This is a genomic window from Deltaproteobacteria bacterium (assembly GCA_016933965.1).
GTDB lineage: Bacteria > Desulfobacterota > Syntrophia > Syntrophales > UBA2210 > JAFGTS01.
In genome coordinates this window covers 47844-67067 of sequence record JAFGTS010000055.1, presented here as the reverse complement: position 1 = coordinate 67067, position 19224 = coordinate 47844, and the positions used below count along the sequence as shown (strand labels likewise).

Annotated in this window: 19 protein-coding genes; 5 read left to right on the top strand and 14 right to left on the bottom strand. The window is 55.5% G+C overall.

Going from position 1 to position 19224, the window contains the following annotated elements:
- Positions 1-28 precede the first annotated feature (28 nt).
- Complete coding sequence (locus tag JXO48_12900; GenBank protein MBN2284778.1) at positions 29-220, top strand: hypothetical protein; 192 nt, start codon at positions 29-31, stop codon at positions 218-220.
- Between the two features lie 187 nt (positions 221-407).
- Here the strand turns inward: JXO48_12900 and JXO48_12895 are convergent, their stop codons facing one another.
- From JXO48_12895 to JXO48_12875, 5 genes are read right to left on the bottom strand one after another with little or no spacing between them, the layout of a single operon-like run.
- A complete protein-coding gene (locus tag JXO48_12895; protein ID MBN2284777.1) occupies positions 408-1781 on the bottom strand; it encodes an NAD(P)(+) transhydrogenase (Re/Si-specific) subunit beta in 1374 nt (457 codons plus the stop codon).
- Positions 1778-2092, bottom strand: coding sequence for an NAD(P) transhydrogenase subunit alpha (locus JXO48_12890; protein ID MBN2284776.1), 315 nt, complete (start codon positions 2090-2092; stop codon positions 1778-1780). Before JXO48_12890 ends, JXO48_12895 begins: the two co-directional genes overlap by 4 nt.
- 16 nt (positions 2093-2108) lie before the next feature.
- Positions 2109-3239, bottom strand: coding sequence for a Re/Si-specific NAD(P)(+) transhydrogenase subunit alpha (locus JXO48_12885; protein ID MBN2284775.1), 1131 nt, complete (start codon positions 3237-3239; stop codon positions 2109-2111).
- Positions 3240-3272: 33 nt separating this feature from the next.
- Positions 3273-4328, bottom strand: a complete 1056-nt coding sequence (trxA, locus tag JXO48_12880) for a thioredoxin (protein ID MBN2284774.1) — start codon at positions 4326-4328, stop codon at positions 3273-3275.
- Positions 4329-4350: 22 nt separating this feature from the next.
- Entirely contained in the window at positions 4351-4632 is a 282-nt protein-coding gene (locus JXO48_12875; protein MBN2284773.1) for a winged helix-turn-helix transcriptional regulator, read from the bottom strand.
- 532 nt (positions 4633-5164) lie between these two features.
- On the opposite strand from JXO48_12875, the gene JXO48_12870 reads away from it, so the two are divergent.
- Complete coding sequence (locus JXO48_12870; protein MBN2284772.1) at positions 5165-7024, top strand: FAD-dependent oxidoreductase; 1860 nt, start codon at positions 5165-5167, stop codon at positions 7022-7024.
- Between the two features lie 117 nt (positions 7025-7141).
- On the opposite strand, the gene JXO48_12865 is transcribed toward JXO48_12870, so the two are convergent.
- From JXO48_12865 to JXO48_12825, 9 genes are all read right to left on the bottom strand, one after another.
- Positions 7142-7588, bottom strand: a complete 447-nt coding sequence (locus tag JXO48_12865; protein MBN2284771.1) for an AsnC family transcriptional regulator — start codon at positions 7586-7588, stop codon at positions 7142-7144.
- A gap of 36 nt (positions 7589-7624) precedes the next feature.
- Positions 7625-8713, bottom strand: a complete 1089-nt coding sequence (ahbD, locus tag JXO48_12860) for a heme b synthase (protein MBN2284770.1) — start codon at positions 8711-8713, stop codon at positions 7625-7627.
- A gap of 30 nt (positions 8714-8743) precedes the next feature.
- On the bottom strand, positions 8744-9718 hold the full coding sequence (gene hemB, locus JXO48_12855; GenBank protein ID MBN2284769.1) for a porphobilinogen synthase: 975 nt from the start codon (positions 9716-9718) through the stop codon (positions 8744-8746).
- A 278-nt stretch (positions 9719-9996) separates the two neighbouring features.
- The gene (gene ahbC, locus JXO48_12850) at positions 9997-11178 is read right to left on the bottom strand and encodes a 12,18-didecarboxysiroheme deacetylase (GenBank protein ID MBN2284768.1); all 1182 of its coding nucleotides are present in this window, start codon (positions 11176-11178) and stop codon (positions 9997-9999) included.
- 103 nt (positions 11179-11281) lie between these two features.
- Positions 11282-12802, bottom strand: a complete 1521-nt coding sequence (gene cobA, locus JXO48_12845; protein ID MBN2284767.1) for a uroporphyrinogen-III C-methyltransferase — start codon at positions 12800-12802, stop codon at positions 11282-11284.
- A 1-nt stretch (position 12803) separates the two neighbouring features.
- Positions 12804-13742, bottom strand: a complete 939-nt coding sequence (gene hemC / locus JXO48_12840) for a hydroxymethylbilane synthase (GenBank protein MBN2284766.1) — start codon at positions 13740-13742, stop codon at positions 12804-12806.
- Positions 13739-15016, bottom strand: a complete 1278-nt coding sequence (locus tag JXO48_12835; GenBank protein MBN2284765.1) for a glutamyl-tRNA reductase — start codon at positions 15014-15016, stop codon at positions 13739-13741. The genes hemC and JXO48_12835 overlap by 4 nt, the downstream gene beginning before the upstream one ends.
- Positions 15017-15020: 4 nt before the next feature.
- A complete protein-coding gene (gene ccsA, locus JXO48_12830; GenBank protein MBN2284764.1) occupies positions 15021-15836 on the bottom strand; it encodes a cytochrome c biogenesis protein CcsA in 816 nt (271 codons plus the stop codon).
- Positions 15837-15962: 126 nt separating this feature from the next.
- On the bottom strand, positions 15963-16613 hold the full coding sequence (locus JXO48_12825) for a bifunctional precorrin-2 dehydrogenase/sirohydrochlorin ferrochelatase (GenBank protein MBN2284763.1): 651 nt from the start codon (positions 16611-16613) through the stop codon (positions 15963-15965).
- Positions 16614-16921: 308 nt separating this feature from the next.
- Between JXO48_12825 and prmA the strand changes: the two genes are divergently transcribed.
- The 3 genes from prmA to JXO48_12810 are packed head-to-tail and all read left to right on the top strand — an operon-like array spanning position 16922 to position 19178.
- Positions 16922-17860 carry a 50S ribosomal protein L11 methyltransferase gene (prmA, locus tag JXO48_12820; GenBank protein MBN2284762.1) on the top strand — a complete coding sequence of 313 codons (939 nt, stop codon included), beginning with the start codon at positions 16922-16924 and terminating at the stop codon, positions 17858-17860.
- Positions 17857-18630, top strand: a complete 774-nt coding sequence (locus JXO48_12815) for a 16S rRNA (uracil(1498)-N(3))-methyltransferase (protein MBN2284761.1) — start codon at positions 17857-17859, stop codon at positions 18628-18630. The genes prmA and JXO48_12815 overlap by 4 nt, the downstream gene beginning before the upstream one ends.
- Positions 18627-19178, top strand: a complete 552-nt coding sequence (locus JXO48_12810; protein MBN2284760.1) for an RDD family protein — start codon at positions 18627-18629, stop codon at positions 19176-19178. The genes JXO48_12815 and JXO48_12810 overlap by 4 nt, the downstream gene beginning before the upstream one ends.
- The last annotated feature ends 46 nt before the right edge of the window (positions 19179-19224 follow it).

The window sequence follows — 19224 nt, the reverse complement described above, 5'->3', positions numbered from 1 at the left end:
CAGTGAATAACCATCAGGGAGGGCAGCAATGGCGATAACGGAACGGGACAGGAAGCGGGCGCAACGATGCGTTGAATGCCCCGTGTGCAATCACGCCAGGAGGACGCAGAAGGGGCTCGCCTTCTGGTTCGTAAAGAATATCGAGCGCGGATTCTGTCCCTGGTGCGCGGCATACGAAAAAGTATACGGTCGCAAGGCACACGAGCCGATAGATCGCTGAATCACCATGTAGTTATAAAACAGGCTCGCATTCGAAAAAAACCAGTACCGTCCCTAATTCGCTGATGCTTTCGTGTGCCAGTGGAAGGAGAAAGGCTATGCCGATATTATCCGTGACGTTCATTTCAGAACCATGTGACCCGTGATCGGTTGAAAAGCAGGCTTCGTACTCTCATTCAAGTACGGTATCATTTCTTGAATTCCGAAATGATCGCATCAATACTCGATTTTGCATCACCAAAAAGCATACGCGTATTTTCCTTATAGAACAGATTGTTGTCAATTCCCGCAAAGCCGGGCGCCATGGAACGCTTTAAAACGATGACCGTCTTTGCCTGATCAACGTTTATGATCGGCATACCGTATATCGGGCTGCCCTTGGTTTCTCGCGCCGCCGGATTGACGACATCATTCGCACCGATCACAACACAGACATCAACGTCTGCGATCGTCCGGTTAATGTCATCCATTTCAACAAGTTTGTCATAGGAAACATTGGCCTCGGCGAGAAGCACGTTCATATGACCCGGCATGCGCCCCGCAACAGGATGAATGGCATAACGGATATCTGTTCCGTTCTCCTCCAAAATTTCCTCCAATTCATGAAGGCAATGCTGCGCTTGCGCGACTGCCATTCCATATCCGGGAACAAAGACGACCGAGTTCGCAGCTTCAAGAATAAAATATGTATCCTCGGCTGAAATAGGCTTCACATCGCCTTCAATTTCCAGAGGGCCTTTTGCTGCGGCAGCACCGAAGCCACCGAAAAGCACATTGGTGATCGACCGATTCATTGCCTTACACATAACATTGGTCAATATGATCCCGCTCGCCCCCACAAGGGCACCGGCAATTATCAGTATGTTATTCTGGATCGCGAAACCTGCCGCGCACCCTGCGATCCCTGAATAACTGTTCAAGAGTGAGATCACCACGGGCATATCGGCACCGCCTATGGGTATAACCACCAGGGCACCCAGAAGAAATGACAGAATGATGATCCCGACAAATAACGGATAAACGACTGAAGGACTCATCAACAAAAACGCTCCCGCCAGGAGCACAGCTATGAAAAGCGCCAGATTTATGATCGTCTGGCCGGGAAAGAGTATCGGCCTCCCACTTATGTATGTTGCCAGCTTGCCCCAGGCGACCAGGCTTCCTGAAAAGGTCACACCACCGACCAATACAGCGAGATAAATCGTGGTGATCATGAAGAGATCATGCGTGATCATCACATGATACGCCGCCCACCCCACAAGAAGGCTCGTAATGCCTCCGAACCCGTTAAAGAGCGCCACCATCTGCGGCATCTGGGTCATGGCAACAAGCCGGGCGGAGAAAGCACCGATGATACTTCCAATAACGATACCTATCGCGATCCATTTGTAATCGATAACTCCCTCGCTCAGAAGGGTCATTACCACAGCGAGAAACATGCCGGTCGCGGAGATCAGGTTCCCTTTTCTCGCTGTATCGGGCGAGGTGAGCATCTTCAGGCCGAAGATGAACAGAACGGCGGCCACAATGTAAACCACATTCACGAGAATATCCGTGGTCATTCTCTTCTCCCTTTCCCCGGATCCTTCCTGAACATTTCAAGCATCCTGTCAGTGACCACGTATCCACCAACCACGTTGATCGTCGCAAAGATGACGGCCAGGGTACCCAACAGTATCGTTATGCTGTTCTCTGCCGATCCTGCCGCCGCGATGGCACCCACAAGGGTGATGCCCGAGATGGCATTGGAACCGGACATCAAAGGGGTGTGCAATTTTGCCGGCACCTTGGAGATGATTTCAAATCCGACAAATATGGCAAGTATGAGCACCATGCTCATGCAGATCAGGCAGGAACTGCGACACAAGATCATATCCATATTCTCACCTTTACGTATGCCTTTTCAGTGCTTCACTGAATATCTTGCTCTCGTGGGTAACCAGGCACCCCTTGATAATTTCATCATCCAGATCCGGTTTGAGACTCTTTGTTTCGTCATCCCAGAATTCGGTGATGAAACTGAGGATATTGCTGGAATACATCTGACTCGCATGCTGAGCGACCTGATTTGCTGCGTTTTTGAGCCCTATGATTTTCACACCGTTCAGGCAGATCTCCTCTCCGGGTATTGTTCCCTCAACATTTCCTCCGCTTTCCGCAGCAAGATCGATAATTATACTTCCATTTTTCATCCCCGTTATCATTTCCCGTGTGACGATAAGCGGTGCCTTTCTGCCGAAGACCTGCGCGGTCGTTATCACCACATCCGCAATGGCACAGTGTTTCGCCATTTCCCGACGCTGCATCTCGATCTGTTCTTCCGTCAGGGCCTTTGCGTATCCGTCTTTTGTCTCCCCGGTCTCCCCAAGGTCTATTTTTACGAACCTCGCTCCGAGAGATCTAACCTGTTCTTCTACAACGGGTCTTGTATCAAAGGCATCTACCCTCGCTCCAAGGCGCTTTGCTGTCGCGATCGCCTGCAGCCCGGCAACACCGACGCCGATGACAAAAACACGAACAGGCGCGATGGTCCCTGCCGGCGTCATCATCATCGGGAATATCTTGCCGGACCTCTCTGCGGCAATAATGACGGCCACGTATCCGGCCAGGCTTGCCTGGGAGCTCAGTACATCCATCTTCTGTGCCCTTGTTACCCTCGGGATCATCTCCATACTAATTGCACTGATCCCCCGCGAAACGAATTTGTCGAGGATCTCCGGTTCATTAGAAGGGTCAAGATAACTGATGTGGATACTCCCTTTTTTCAACCAGCTGATCTCATCAACAGCCGGTTTGTGCAGTCGCACAACGACATCCGCGGACGACAGGAGCGTCTTTCGATCCGCGCTGATCGTTGCCCCCGCTGCCATGTATTCATCATCAGCATAGCCAACGGATTCCCCCATCCCCTTTTCAATTTCAACCTGCGCACCCAGTTTCACAAGTTGTTTCACATCCGGCGGGATCATGGGAACACGCCGTTCATCAGGCGACCGTTCTTTTGGTATGACGATCTTCATTTACAGCCCCCCGCTTAGATCCAACGTTTTTCTTCATCTGTACGCGTTGATCTTTTCCAACAACACGTCCTCCGGCATCGCACCGATAATATCCCCCACTTTCTCTCCATGTCTAAAAACAAGAAGGTTCGGTATCGACCTGATATTGAACCTGGCCGAAGAATCAGGATTGCCGTCAACATCAAGTTTGCCGAAAACGACAGCGCCCTTCTGGCTCACCGCAAGTTTTTCGATAACAGGACCGATCATCTTGCAGGGCATACACCATTCCGCCCAGCAATCAACGACAAGAAAGGGATACTTGGCGATCGCCTCGTCAATATTGTTGTCGGTTATAACAACCGGGGAATCAGGAACATCGTTCAGGGTTTCCTTTCTTTTTCTCTCTTCTTCCTCTTTTTCCAGTATCTCCTTCGCGCGGGAAGACCCATATTCAAGCACCTGATTTACAAATGCGCTCTCCCGCTGTACACCGACAGTAATAGAGCCTCTTTCTTCGTTGATCACCTGCTGGGGGACTGATGAAACATTGAACAACCGTGCCCTGTCCATCATCTCCTGAGCTTCTACGCATCGTGAAACTATTTTCCCGCCTGACTCGATCGCGATCTGATTTGACAGCACGACCGCTCTGGGACAATGGGGACAGCCGGGCGTGACATACGTCTCTATAAGCAGGTCTCTATCGATGTTCCGCAGCTTCTCTTTTGATGATGTGTCGAGACCGCTATCCCTGTTCGAGATCATCGAGATGGCTTCTATGAAGGAACTCGCCTCGTATCCCGCGGGCGCCCCGAAGTACTGCACCGGATACCACCCATTGCCGTCCCCGATAATGACCGACGGTGAAACGCTGATATCCCTCTTTTTCGCCTCCTCTCCATACATGTCATCAAACTCGACATGGATCCTGTCGTTCAACTCCGTCAACTCCCGCAAGAATTCCTTTGTGAACTCCACATACTCTTTGCTGTCATCTCCCGCTGCCGTGATCAGGCCGGTTGAAAACAGCCTGATGTAAACATCATTTGTTAACTCTGCATCGAATTTCGCCTTGATCTGCTGACGTGTCTTGTCATCAAGTAGCATGTTCTTTTTTCTCCTTCGTGTATTATTCACCCTCTTTTTCCAGCACATCCAGAATGGTTTTTACCAGAACAGGCTGTTTCAGAGAGTAGCATCGCATGTTTCCAACTTTGCGACATTCAACGATATCGCATTCCTTCAAAACCGCCAGGTGCTGAGAAATATTTGATTGTCTCGCACTCACGAGGCCTTCCACATCACTTACACACCGTTCGCCCTTCATGATCTCCATTACTATCTTAAGCCGCGTAGGATTGCCCAATGCCTTAAAAAAAGAGGACATTCTTTCATGATCAACGGTATCCATACATCACCACAATATTAGAATTTTTATATATTCGACTTTACTAATATACTTTCGATCCTTGTTTTGTCAAGTACTCACCGTTTAACACACCTGATCGCAGAGCGCACGGCTCGCGTTTTTGCAACTTATATTTGGCATACGGGAAGCATATATGCGACCCAAATACCTCGCGAACATTCTATTCCTGCACCTCCGCCCCTTATTTGCCCAACATTATATAAGCAATATCAGAATGATACGTCTTTTGAGCCACTTCGATACCGTGCTGGCATGCATCTTGATGTAACAGTATTAGCGATCAAAGATGTTTTTTAATGAGGGTTCAAGGAGCCAAGGGGTCGAGGGTTCAAGGTTTTAAGGTTTCAAGGGGTTATTGTTTTTCAGGGAAATACTTTTGTTATGGTACTCGTATCCACGCATGATCGACATGAGTTACAAAATACATTCAAATTGTTTCACATCCCCGGTTTTTCACTTGGCCCCTTGAATCCTTTTTTCAGAGGTAAGCCTTCATCAATAAGGAGGAGTAAACATGTTGAACCTCAAGAATGAATTTATATTCGCCCCGATAAAGGTCGGATACAGTGACGGAAGCGGCGTGGTGAACCGCAAGCATATCGCTTTTTATGCCGCCAGGAGTCGATATGTGGGAGCCGTTACCGTTGAGCCGCTGTATCTGGACAAAGGATTGCGCGAGATCCCCACGCAACTGGGAATAGATGACGACGACAAGATCGAAGGTCTGAAGGAACTGGTTTCTACTATCCATGAAACCGGCGCAAAGGTCATAGCTCATCTGAACCACCCCGGAAGGATGGCAAATCCCAATATTCCCGGCAATTATTTCATCTCATCTACCGATAAAGCATGCGAAAACGGCGGAGCGATACCAAGGCCCATGGACAAAAACGACATTGAGCACACCGCAAAATTATTTGCAGATGCGGCCCTGCGGGCTGAGAAGGCACATTTTGACATAATAGAACTGCAATTCGGTCACGGCTATCTCCTGTCCCAATTCATTTCACCCTTTGTCAACGACAGAACCGATAAATACGGGGGAAATCTTGAGAACAGGATCCGATTTCCGCTCGAGATCCTGCGAGCGGTTCGAAAAGCGGTTGATCTGCCCATCATTGCCCGTATAAGCGGCGACGAAATGATCCCCCTGGGAATCAAGCTGCCGGAGATGACGTCCTTTTCAAGGATACTTGAAGAAAATGGGGTCAGTGCCATCCATGTGTCCGCGGGTTCAGTGTGCTCCGCTCCACCCTGGTATTTCCAGCATATGTTCGTCCCCAAGGGAAAAACATGGGAAATGGCGGGTACCATAAAAGAGCAGATAACTATTCCCGTCGTATTCGTCGGGCAGATCAATACCTTTGAAGATATCAACAAAATACGAGCGGAATTTCCAACGGATTACATAGCCGTCGGTCGGGCCCTGGTGGCCGATCCCGACTTCATTGGAAAATATCAGGGGTCGGTGAACGATATCGTTCGTCCATGCCTTGCCTGCGCCGAGGGGTGCCTGGGAGGCGTGAAATCAGGCCAGGGACTTCAATGTCTTGTGAATCCGCGCGTAGGGCAGGAAACGGCTGTTATTGAAAAAGCCGAACAACCGAAGCGGTATGCCGTCGCGGGCGGCGGTCTGGCCGGGATGCAGGCCGCAATAACTTTGAAGGAAAGAGGACACGATGTTGACCTGTACGAAAAGAATACACTGGGGGGACAGTTCAACCTGGCTCCGTTGACCCCACACAAAAGATCGATGGGGAAACTGGTCCCCTACTTCATAGAGAAATTAAAGGAAACGAACGTCACCGTGCTCTCCAAAGAAGCAACAAGATCGGATCTGATCGACAGATATGACGGGGTAATAGTAGCGACCGGTTCCATGCCCTCCGCATTGGACATTCCGGGATTGGATACATTTTACTGGGCCGACATACTGTTGGAGGAAAACGTACCGGAAGGCAAGAACATCATGATCATCGGCGGCGGCCTTATCGGCGTGGACATCGCGACGGGCCTGATACCGCGAAACAACAGGATAACCATTGTGAAACGGACAACGGATTTTGGAGAGGACATGGAAATGATCGCCAAGAATCTCTCCCTCAAGATCATGCGGGAAAAGGAGACCGTTTTCAGCGATTACACTTACATAAAAAAGGTTGAGGGGAAAACCGTATACGCCGAGAGGAAGGGGGAGGATATACAATTCAATGATATCGATATTATTGTCGTATCCACCGGGATGACACCCTGTAACACGCTTGAAAATGAGTTAAAAGGGAGCGTACCTGTGCATGTGATCGGTGACGCACGGCACATAGGGAATGCCCAGGACGCGATAAGAGACGGGTATCATATTGGAAGCTCGATATAGATACGAACACCACAAAAAGATATAACCCCTGAACCCTTGAGACCTTGAACCCTCGAACCCTTTTCTGCAACTCAATGGGAGAAGAATGGAATATTGAAATGATGATCCAGCGCCGGGCTACAGGTCGAACTTCGCGTTTATCTTGAAGGTCCGCCGGGCGGGCATGTCGAGTATATCCGTAATTCCCGTTTTTTCCTGAATTTCCCTGATAATGCGGTCAATATCACCCCTGTCGGGGGCAATGAGGGTAAACCAGACGTTGTATTCATGGTCCCGGCGGTAGTTGTGGGTCACTTCACGGTATGAGTTAACGGTCTCGACGAATTCCGGCAGCCGGTCGTCAGGAACCCGGGCGGCGCAGAGGGTGCTGACAAACCCCAGTTTCGGGGGATCGAAAACGGCGCCGATGCGCCGGATAACGCCGCTTTCTTTGAGCTTTCCGAGACGCGCCAGAACCTCCTCCTCCCCGATGCCCGTCCGCTCCCCGATCACCCGGAATGGTTCTTCCTCCAGAGGAAAGTCATCCTGGATCATGTTCAGAATTTTTCTGTCGATCTCATCCATCATGTTCTTTCGTGCCGGCATCTTCGAAGGCATCTTTCAGCGGGTGGTCACGGACCTTTTTGCCGGCTTATAAACACAGAATGGCTCCTCGGCCAGGTAATCACCCGTCATTTCATAGGCCCGTGCCCGGCAGCCGCCGCAGACCCGGATAAATTCGCAGTCGCCGCATTTCCCCCGCAATTTCCGAAGATCGCGAAGGTCCTGAAAAATGGGCGAACCGATCCAGATATCCCGGAAGCTCTGTTTCGTCAGTTGGCCGCAGTCCAGTTCGAGAAAACCGCAAGGCTGCACCTGGCCCGTGTGTGATATGAAGCAGAAAGAGCTCCCACCCATGCACCCCCGGGTCATGGCATGGAGCGGCCCGGCGGCATTGTTCATCAGGTTGGCGTCTTCCTTTTTCCTCTGATGATAGATCCGGTAATACTGCGGCGCGCAGGTCGCCTTCAGTTGAATGGGACAGGAACGACCCTGTTCATAGAACCAGTTCAGGCACTCCTCGTAGGATTCCGGCGAGATCTCCTGGTCCGCCATATCGCGGGCCCTGCCGGTCGGCACAAGGAGAAAGATGTGATGGGCCACGGCGCCCAATTCTATCGAACGTTCAAGGATACGGTCGATCTGATGGAGGTTGAGACGCGTAATGGTCGTATTGATCTGAAATTCCACGCCCGCTCTCTTGAACGCCTCGATGCCCTGCAGGGCGCCTTCAAAGGCGCCGGGGACACCGCGAAGGGAATCGTGACCGACCGCGTCGGGGCCGTCGAGGCTGATGCTGATCCGCTGTATCCCCGATTCACGGGTCCTGCGGGCGATCTCATCGGTTACCAGCGTGCCGTTCGTGGCCAGGACCATGCGCAGGCCCGCCCGGTCGCCATAGGCGGCGATCTCGAAGATATCCCCCCGCAAATAGGGTTCACCACCGGTCAGTATCACCACGGGGCTGCCCACCGAGGCGATGTCGTCGAGGAGCGCCAGGCATTGCCCGGTCGTGAATTCCCCGGCATAGGGGCCGTGCTCGGACGAGGCACGGCAATGAAGGCAGGAGAGGTTGCAGGAGCGGGTCACTTCCCAGGCGACCATACGCAGGGTTCCGGGAAGAAGCAATCTGTCGTGTTTCTCGGACATGGTTCCTCGTCTCTCGACCGTGGGTGTCTCTCAGGCTTTCAGAAGCTTCGCCGCTTCCTTCGCGAAGTAGGTTATGATGATGTCGGCGCCGGCACGCTTGATGGCGGTCAATGATTCCATCATCGCCCGGTCGCCGTCAAGCCAGCCGAGTTTCGCCGCGGCCTTGATCATGGCGAATTCACCGCTCACGTTATAGGCGGCCAGGGGAAGATCGAACTCCTGCTTCGCCCGGCGGATGATATCCAGATAGGGCAGCGCCGGTTTCACCATGATGATGTCCGCCCCCTCCTCCACGTCGAGCATGATCTCCCGCATGGCCTCGTCACTGTTCGACGGGTCCATCTGATAGGTCCGTCTGTCGCCGAACTGCGGGGCGCCCTCGGCGGCCTCTCGGAAGGGACCGTAAAAGCAGGACGCATACTTCGCCGCGTAGGCCATGATAGGGATGTGCTCGAAGCCCTCTTCGTCAAGGATATCCCTGATGGCCAGGACCTGCCCGTCCATCATGGCTGAAGGGGCAACCATGTCGGCACCCGCTTCGGCCTGGGAAAGGGCCGTCTCGGCCAGGATCTCGAGCGTGGCATCGTTGTCCACATCATCACCGTCGAGAATCCCGCAATGCCCGTGACTCGTGTATTCGCAGAGGCAAACGTCGGTAATGACCAGCATATCGGGAACCTTCTTCTTTATCGCCCGCACGGCGCGCTGGATGATGCCTTCCCGGTCGTACGCGCCGGTTCCCTCTTCATCCTTGCTTTCCGGTATCCCGAAGAGCAGGACCGCCGGAATTCCCAGGTCGCGGGCGGACCGCACCTCCCTGACAAGATTGTCCGGGGAAAGCTGAAAATGGCCGGGCATCGACGCGATGGGCTTTTTGATCTTCTTCCCGGGCCGGACGAAGAGTGGGTAGACAAGGTCGTCGACGGAGAGCACCGTCTCCCGCACCATTTTCCTCAGGTTCTCGTTTTTCCTCAGCCTTCGCGGCCGGTATTCAGGGTAGTACATCTTCCCGCTCCTTCTTTTTGTTTCCGGTTCACCCTTCAAAACTTTCTGGATGAGTTCGCACGAGATGAATCTCTTTTGAAGCGGCCATTGAAACGTTTTTGCCATACATCTCGGCGAAGCGTAAGATAAGCGATCTCAGCTGTCTGAGCCGCAGGCGAGTTTTGAGATCGCCTGAAGCAAGCCGTTTAGATGTATCAAAAACGTTTCGGGCCCAGCGAAAAAGGGATTCATCTCGTGGCAACAGCCTGTGTCCATTGTCATATAGTGACCATCTCTGGTCACACGCCTATCTCTTCATCGGTCAGGTAACAGGCCGGGTCGGGCGCCCAGATATCTCCCGTCACCGCTTCGGCGCGGGCCCTGAAGTTCCCCCCGCAGACAGCGAGCCAGCGACACCGCGCGCATCTTCCCGTCACATACTCTTTCTTGTTCTTCAGCTGTGCCATCAATTCATTGCTCCCGTCCTGCCATATCTCGCTGAAGGCGCGATTCCGCACATTCCCGAAGGATATGTTCCTCCAGAACTGATCCGCGTGGACCTCCCCGTCCCAGCTCACACACCCGATGCCGCGACCGGAATTATTTCCCTCGTTCATCTTCAGCAACTCGAGAACCTCGGCGGCACGGCGGGGATCCTCGCGCAGAAGCCGCAGATAGAGATAGGGACCGTCGGCGTGGTTATCAACGGTCAGGACCTCCGTCGGACGTCCGCGGTCGAAAAGGTCCCGGGTCCGGTCCATGATCAGGTCCACGACCCGCCTGGTCTCATCGTGAGAAAGGTCCTCCGAGACAAGTTCGGAGGCCCGCCCCGAATAGACCAGGTGATAAAAACATACCCGGGGGATGTTCTCTTTCTCGACAAGATCGAAGATGGCCGGTATCTCGGCGGCGTTCCTTCTTGTTATGGTAAACCGGATGCCGACCTTGATCCCCCTGGCGATACAGGTCCTGATGGCCCCGAGCGCCGCGTCGAAGGCACCCGGCACACCCCGGAAGCGGTCGTTCACCTCACCGATCCCGTCAAGGCTGACACCGACGTAGGAAAGTCCCAGGCGGCTGAAGACATCCGCCCGTTCTTCCGTGATCAGGGTACCGTTCGTAGAGATGACGGCCCGCATGCCCCGGCCGACGGCATGGCTTATCAGGTCGGGAAGGTCCCGCCTCATCAGGGGTTCCCCGCCGGAAAACAGCACCACGGGACACCCGAAGGAGGCGAGGTCATCAAGGAACGCTTTCCCCTCATCGGTGGTCATCTCGTCCTCATAGCGCAGGTTCTGCGAGCTTGAATAGCAATGAAGGCATTTGAGATTGCACCGCCTCGTCACGTTCCAGACCACCACGGGCCGCTTATCGCGGGAAAATTGAAGCAGGTGCGACGGCAGCTCCGATGATTCACCGCCGTAGCGAAGAACATCGGACGGCTCGACCGCCCCGCAGTATAATTTAGAAATACCGATCACAAAAAAACTCCATTCAGTAAATTCGGGAAACGGGACTCGTTATTCGGGATTCGGTAACACTAATCCGTAATCCGTAATCCCCTATTCCGTAATCCGTAATCCCCTAATCCCCCTTTTCAAAATACCTCACCATTGCTTCCACCAGCCCCTCTATCACATAGGGACCCTGCATGATATCGACGGTCAGGCCCGCCTTCTCGGCGGCGCTCTTTGTCACGGGACCGATACAGGCGATCCTGGTGGATCCGGGCAGGACCGAAACATTACCCAGAATTTCCATAAAGTGTTTCACCGTTGACGGGCTTGTAAAGGTGATGACGTCGATCCGGCCCTCTTCAAGCAGGCCCGCCAATTCGGCCCCGTCACGGCCGGAACTGACGGTCCGGTATGCCGTCACCACATCGACCGTCGCACCCATTCCGGCGAGTCCCTCGGGAATCACGTCCCGCGCCCGTTCCGCCCGCGGCAGCAGTACCCGTGTTCCTTTCATATCATATGTTTTCAGCACTTCCACGACACCTTCCGACAGGTACTCTCCAGGAACGGCATCGACGGATATTCCGCGTTCCTCGAGCATCCTCGCCGTCGCGGGACCGATGGCGCAGAACCTGATACCTTTGAGGTCTCGAACGTCCCCGCCCTTTTCCATCAATCTCAGGAGAAAGGACCGGACCCCGTTCGCGCTGGTGAAAATGATCCACTGGTACTCCTCGATATGTTCTATCGACCGGTCCAGGGCATCGTAGTTTTCCGGCGGCACGATGCCGATCGTCGGGAACGATATCACCCGTGCACCGGCTCGCGAAAGAAGTTCCACCAGTTCCCCCGATTGCTCCTCGGGCCGGGTTATCAAGACCCCCTTGCCGAACAGCGGTTTTGTCTCGAACCAGTTCAGGCGGTCCCGCAGGCCCACCACCTCACCGACGACAAGGATGGCGGGAGGGGTCATGCCGGCCGCATCGGCCCGCCGGGCGATATTACCGAGGGTCCCCACCAGGGTCTCCTGATCGGGCGTCGTACCCCACCTGACAAGCGCCGCGGGCGTTTCAGGGTCCCTGCCCCTCCACATGAGGTTATCCGCGATCTGGCTCAGGTTCTTCACCCCCATGAGAAACACCAGTGTTTCGATCGTGGCGAGCTTGTCCCAATCGATGCGGCTCTCACTTTTTTCAGGGTCCTCGTGCCCCGTCACGAAAGCCACGGTGGATGTGAATTCGCGGTGGGTGAGCGGAATGCCCGCATAGGCGGGAACGGCGATCGCCGAGGTGACACCGGGGATCACCTCAAAGGGGATCCCCGCGCCGGCAAGGACCTCCGCCTCCTCGCCGCCCCGTCCGAATATGAAGGGATCACCTCCCTTGAGGCGGGCGACAACGGCTCCCGTCGACGCTTCCCGAACAAGGATACGGTTCAGCTCATCCTGGGAAACCGTGTGGTGCCCTCCTTTTTTCCCCACATAGATCAGCCGGGCGTCTTTTCGGACATGCCGCAGAAGGGCTTCCCCGACGAGGTAATCATAGACGACGACATCGGCCCTTTTCAGGCATTCCAGACCTTTAACGGTGATCAGGCCCGGATCACCCGGTCCGGCGCCGATGATGAACAAACATCCTTTCCCCGTCATGTCAGCTCTCACTTCCGTACACCGATTCCAGCACGGCTTTCCCGCCCCGGGACAGAATGATCTCGGCCAGTTCAATGCCCAGATGTTCGGCCTCGCGACAGTCTCCCCGCACCTCATCGGCTATGATGATCCTTCCCGTCGTGTTCCCCACGGCACCTCTGATGATCAGGGTGTCTCGCTCCCTCTTCGCCATGCAGGCGATCGGGACCTGGCAGCCGCCGCCGAGGCGCCGCAAAAAGGCCCGTTCCGCTGATACCGCCATGGACGTCTCGGGGTGATTCAGGAAGGAAACGGCTTCTTTCATCGTTTCGTCATCACTCCTGACCTCGATCCCGATAACCCCCTGGCACGCCGCGGGCAGCATGATCTCCGTCGGGATGAACTGGGATACCTCGCGCACCCATCCCATCCGCCTCATGCCGGCGGCGGCGGCGATGATGCCGTCCAATCCCTCCGTTTCCATCTTCCCTATCCGGGTACCGAGATTCCCCCGTATCGGAACGACCTCGATATCGGACAGGAGGTTCAGGAGCTGCATCTTCCGGCGAAGCGATCCCGTTCCGATACGGGCACCCCGTGGAAGCTCCTCGAGCTTCCTTTTCCCCCGCGCGATGAGGACGTCACGGGGGTCCTCCCGCTCCGGCACGACGCTGATCTCGAGACCCGCGGGAAGGTCGACGGGGACGTCCTTCATGCTGTGGACGGCGATCGATATCTCACACCGCAGCAAGGTTTCCTCGATCTCCTTGACAAAGACCCCTTTCCCGCCGATCTGCACCAGCGCGATATCCTGCATCCGGTCCCCGCGTGTCCTGATGGGGACTATCTCCACGGGACGTTCCGGATATCGCTTCCGTATCCTCTCGGCCACGAGACGCGCCTGCACCAGCGCCAGTTCACTGCCCCGTGTACCGATCCTGATCTCTCCTTCAAGGTTCATTTGTCGTCGCCGTTCTCGAGCCTGAAAAGTCGTTTCATCGCCGCAACGTAGGAATGCGCGCCGCCGTTCTCGCTCTCTTCCTTCAGCCCCGTGACAGGGTCATGAAGGACCTTGTTGATGATCGCCCTGACCAGGGCATCCACGTTCTCTCTATCCCGGGCGTGGAGGCCCTTTATCCAGGGACCGGCCCGCTCCATCTCGCCGGCTATGATCCCGTCCACCTTCCCCCGCAGGTCCACGATGGTCGGCACCACCTCGAGACTCCGGGCCCAGCGGGAAAAACCCTCCACTTCCTCATCGATGATGGCCTCCGCTTTTTCGGCCTCTTTCAGACGTCCCCGCATGTTCCGGTCCACCACTTCCTGGAGATTGTCGATATTGTAGAGATAGACATTATCGATACGCCCCACGGAGGGCTCGATATCACGGGGCACGGCGATATCCATGAGGAAAAGGAGCCGGTTCTTCCGCCGGCGGAGGGCGGACTCGATCATGTGTTCCTGAATAACATATCCGGGAGAACCCGTCGAACTGATAATGATATCCGCCCTGCCGAGGCCGTCCACCAGGTGATCGAGATCGATCGCCTCTCCCTGGAATTCACCGGCCAGGGAACAGGCCCGTTCGTAGGTCCTGTTCGCTACAATGACCTTCCCCACACCGTTGTTCATAAGATGCCGCGCCGACAGTTCCGCCATGTCTCCGGCCCCGACGAGGAGGGCCGTTTTGTTGTTCAGGCTGCCGAATATCCGCTTGGCAAGTTCCACGGCCGCGTAACTGACGGAAACGGCATTCCCGGCAACGGCCGTTTCCGTCCTCACCCGCTTGGCGGTGCGGAACGCGTGGTGAAGAAGGCGGTTCAATATGACACCTGACGCGTCCCGTTCGACACTTCGCCGATAAGCGTCCTTCACCTGCCCCAGTATCTGCGGTTCCCCCATCACCATCGAATCGAGGCTCGCGGCGACCCGGAACAGGTGCCGCGCCGCATCCTCATTCCGATAGACGTACAGGCATCTCTCGAGTTCCCGGCGGGGCAGGTTTCCGTGAGAAAAGACAAATTCCTTCAGGTTTTTCAGAGCATCGTCCATATCCCGCACATGGGCGACGACCTCGATGCGGTTGCAGGTTGACAGGTAGAGCGCTTCCAGCACCGTTGGAACGCTTTTGAGCATATCGATGGTCTTTATGTCATCCTCGCAGGAAATCGCCAGGAGTTCCCGTATCTCCACGGGGGCCGTCCGGTGGTTCATGCCGATGAGCACTATGTTCATGTTCTTATGCAAAATGATGAACCGTCACAAAAAAGATATTCACGCCGACGAAGGCAAAGAGGAGAATACCAAAAGCGATGATCGACAGCAGGGCCGCCTTCCTTCCCTTCCAGCCGATGGCGAGCCGCTGGTGGAGCAGAACGGCATAGAGAAACCAGGAAATCAGCGTGCACACCTGTTTCGGATCCCAGTACCATCGACTTCCCCAGACCGTTCCGGCCCAGACGGAACCGGCCACGACACCGAAGGTCAAAAGGAAGAATCCCGCAACGATGGAGACATGATTTATCCGGTCAAGGTCCCGAAGTGGCGGAAGCAGCCTGATAAAACCATACCCCCGCTTCTTTTTCAGCAGATTGTCCTGAACCAGATACGCTATACCCGCGATGCAGGCCAGGGCGAGCAGGGCACCGGCGATAAGGATCGACGCAACATGAGCAGAAACCCAGGTGCTCCGAAGCATTGCCGGGATCGCCAGGTCGCCGGCCGCACGGGGCAGTGCCGTGATGGCAAGGACGAGGACGATGGGGGAAACGAACGCCCCGAGCACCCGCGTCTTTGTCTTGACCTGGGACAGGAGGTAGACGCCGGCTATCGCCCAGGCACTGAACGAGAGGGCCTCATAGAGGTTGACGGCGGGATTGTATCCCGCCGCAACCCAGCGGAAGACAATATAAACCGAATGCACGGCAAAGGCCGCGCAAAGGACCCATGTCGAGACCTTCGCCGCCAGCACACGTTTCATGAGCAGGGATACCATATATCCCACGGTACTAAGCGCGTACAGCAAAAGGGCGGTCTTGAATAAAAGGCTTTCCATAGTTAAAAAACCAAGTGCCTGAGTGCCTGAGTGCGGGATCCGGGATTGGTGAATCGGGATTCGTTATTCGGGATTCGGGAACATTAATCCGTAATCCCTAATCCGTAATCCCTAATCCGTAATCCGCTAATCCCCTCCCACATCGACCTCCTCACCCGTCGTTTCCCGGATGATCCTGCGCACCTCTTCCCAGGCGCCGTTCCGTATATGCTCGAGTACCGGCGAATCCAGAACCCTCTCGAATATCTCCCGGTTATCGCCGGAGCCTCCGCCGCGGGCGATGATCCGTTCCCGCAGGTCTCCCATTATCTTCAGGAGAACGGCATACTCGGGGCCGTACCGTTCCTCCAGCTCCTCCCGGAGACGACGGGCGAGAAGGGGGCTTTTCCCGGCCGTCGAAACGGCGATGGAAAGGTCTCCCTGCTCGGCGACGGCGGGAAGTATAAAATCGCACCGAAGGGGGTCGTCGACTATGTTGACGGGAATCCCCAACTCCCGGCAATCCCGGAAAAGGAGACCGTTCACCACCGGGTCGTCGGTGGCACCGATGACGAGGCGGGCGCCTGTCAGATATTCCTTCCGGTACTCATCATCGATATGGACGATCCCGTTCTCCCTCCTGATACCATCCAGCCGTGCCGTCAGCGTGCGGCTCACGACCGTTACCCGCGCCCCGCTTTCAAGAAGGCGTGCTACCTTTCTTTCTGCAACACCGCCTCCGCCGACAACGACACAGGATCGATCGAGAATATTCAAGTAAACAGGGTAATATTTCACCGTGTCACCTATGGGGATCCCGGTCCCGTTCACACGCTCACTTTCCGGGCACCGCTCCGGACCGGGAGTGATCCATAACACTTCAGATAAAGGAAAGTTTTTTATCACGAAGAACATAAAAATTCAAGATACTTGAAATCTCTTCAAAAAGAGGTTATTAGTCTGAGAACGGTCGTTCATCGGACCTTCCGAGCATGCATGGCCGACCGGACGGTCCCGGGGTCCCCGGTGCCGGAGAACACCGCGATGTCCGCGGGGGTATCAGGCGGAACCCATCAACAGCACCATGTCCTCAGAGGAGACAGGCTATGCCCGAAGCGAAGGAACAATGGATCGAGATCACCCTTTCATCGCCGCCGGAACTGAGCGATGCCCTTTCCAATTTTCTCATCGAGATGAACACCCTCGGGATCATACAGGAAGAGGGAGAATCCGACGCTTTCGAACAGGAGGAGAGCATTGCCGGCCGCGATGAACTGAAGGCATACCTCCCCGCGGTTCAGGAGTCGAAGGAAAAGATCATCCTGCTTCAGCGATATATCGACAGCCTGTCGGAACTCTTCCCTGCTCTCGAAAAACCGGCCTTTACGACGGTTACCGTCGTTGACCCCGGCTGGGAGGAACAATGGAAAAAATTCTTTAAACCGCTTCGGGTCAGCAGGGGGATCGTCATCAAACCTACCTGGGAGCGGTATGCGCCGGCGGGGCGGGACATCGTCGTCGATATAGACCCCGGCATGGCATTCGGCACGGGTCAACACCCCTCAACACGCATGTGCATCATGGCCCTCGAGGAGATCATCACGAAGGACCGGATGCATGGGAGCTGGAACGCCCTTGACATCGGCACCGGCACGGGAATCCTCGCCATCTGCTGCGCCAAGCTGGGCGCCGAGAAAGTGACCGCTATCGATATCGATCCCCGCGCCGTGGACATTGCCTCAAAAAACGTGGCGATCAACGGTGTCGGCGACCGCGTCACCGTCATCAACCAGGATGTTGAAACCTGCGACAGGGTGTTCGACCTGATCGTCGCCAACCTGACGGCGGCCACCCTCACCACCTATCACGCCGCGCTGATCCGCATGATCTCAGACGGCGGCTACTTTATCGCTTCGGGGATCATCGACCAGGACCGGGATTCCATCGAAGAGACCTTCCGCACGGAAGACCTCGATATTCATGACATCGGCACCGAGCGTGAGTGGGTCTGTTACGTCTTTCACAAAAGGAGCACGACCGATTGACGATCCCAAGGATCTATCACCCCTTCCCGCCGGACAAAGATACGACGGTAACTCTCGGGGGTGCGGATTTCCGGTATATCAGGCAGGTGCTCAGGCTCAGGCCGGGCGCGACGGTCATCCTCTTTGACGGCCGGGGCCGGGAATTCACGGCCCGCATAGAAGCTGTCTCGGCAGGCACCGCCACCCTTCTGATCACCGGTGAGGAACGGACGCCCCCGCCGGCCTGCTCGATCACCCTCGCCCAGTCGCTCCCAAAAGGCGCCAAGATGGATCTGATCGTCCAGAAAACGACGGAACTGGGCGTGAACCGGATAATCCCCTTCATTTCATCACGGTCGGTCCCCCGCCTCACCGAGGAGAAGAAACACGCCCGCGCGGACCGATGGCGGAAGATCGCCCGTGAAGCCGCCCGCCAGTGCGGCCGGGCCACGGTACCGGAGGTAACGGAGGTCGTTTCCTTCGACGAACTTCTCGAAGCACCGGGGGAGGACACGCTTCGCCTGATATTCTGGGAACATGAACGCAGACAAAGCATCAGGGGTATCCTTACCGACGAGCGATACCGGCACAGGTCCCGGCTCGATCTCATCGTCGGTCCCGAAGGCGGGTTTTCGGAGAACGAGGTGGAAACGGCGCGACAAGGGGGATGCATTCCCGTCACCCTGGGCGACGCCATCCTCAGAACCGAAACAAGCCCTCTCACGATCATCTCGATCGTCCAGTACGAGCGAGGCGGGTTCGATCCGCCGGAAAGCGGCTGTCAGCCATGACGGATCCCATCTACGGCGGTTTCTGGCGGCGGGCCGCGGCATACATGACCGACAAACTCATCATCACTATTCTCGCACTATCCGTGACGGCGGCCGGGCTCATTCTCATTCACCTCAGCGCCTTCTCCCTGACGCCGGCTGTCTTCGCGTCACCGGTACTCATATCGTTCTCCGGCACCAGCATCGTACTGGACATGCTCTACTTCACCTACTTTCACGGAACCACGGGACAGACGCCGGGAAAGAAGCTCTTCGGGCTCAGGGTGGTGCCCCTTTCGGGAGAACCGGTCACCCTCGGCCTGGGATTTCTTCGCTGGGTGGGATATCTCCTGTCGGAGGTGATATTCTACCTCGGGTTCTTCTGGATCGCCCTGGACGCCAGAAAACAGGGCTGGCATGACAAGCTCGCGGCAACAGTGGTCGTGCGAACACGGCTCGGCACACCGGTGAGAACCGGGCCGCCCCCGCGCGATATCTATCCGCAGCGCCTTCCACCGGTCATGGAAGAACCGGAAACCGCCGGTTCAGGGGACAGAGAAGAGCCGTGAATGGTCGTCCCGCTGTTCCTCAAAAATTCTTGACAAAGACTGAAAG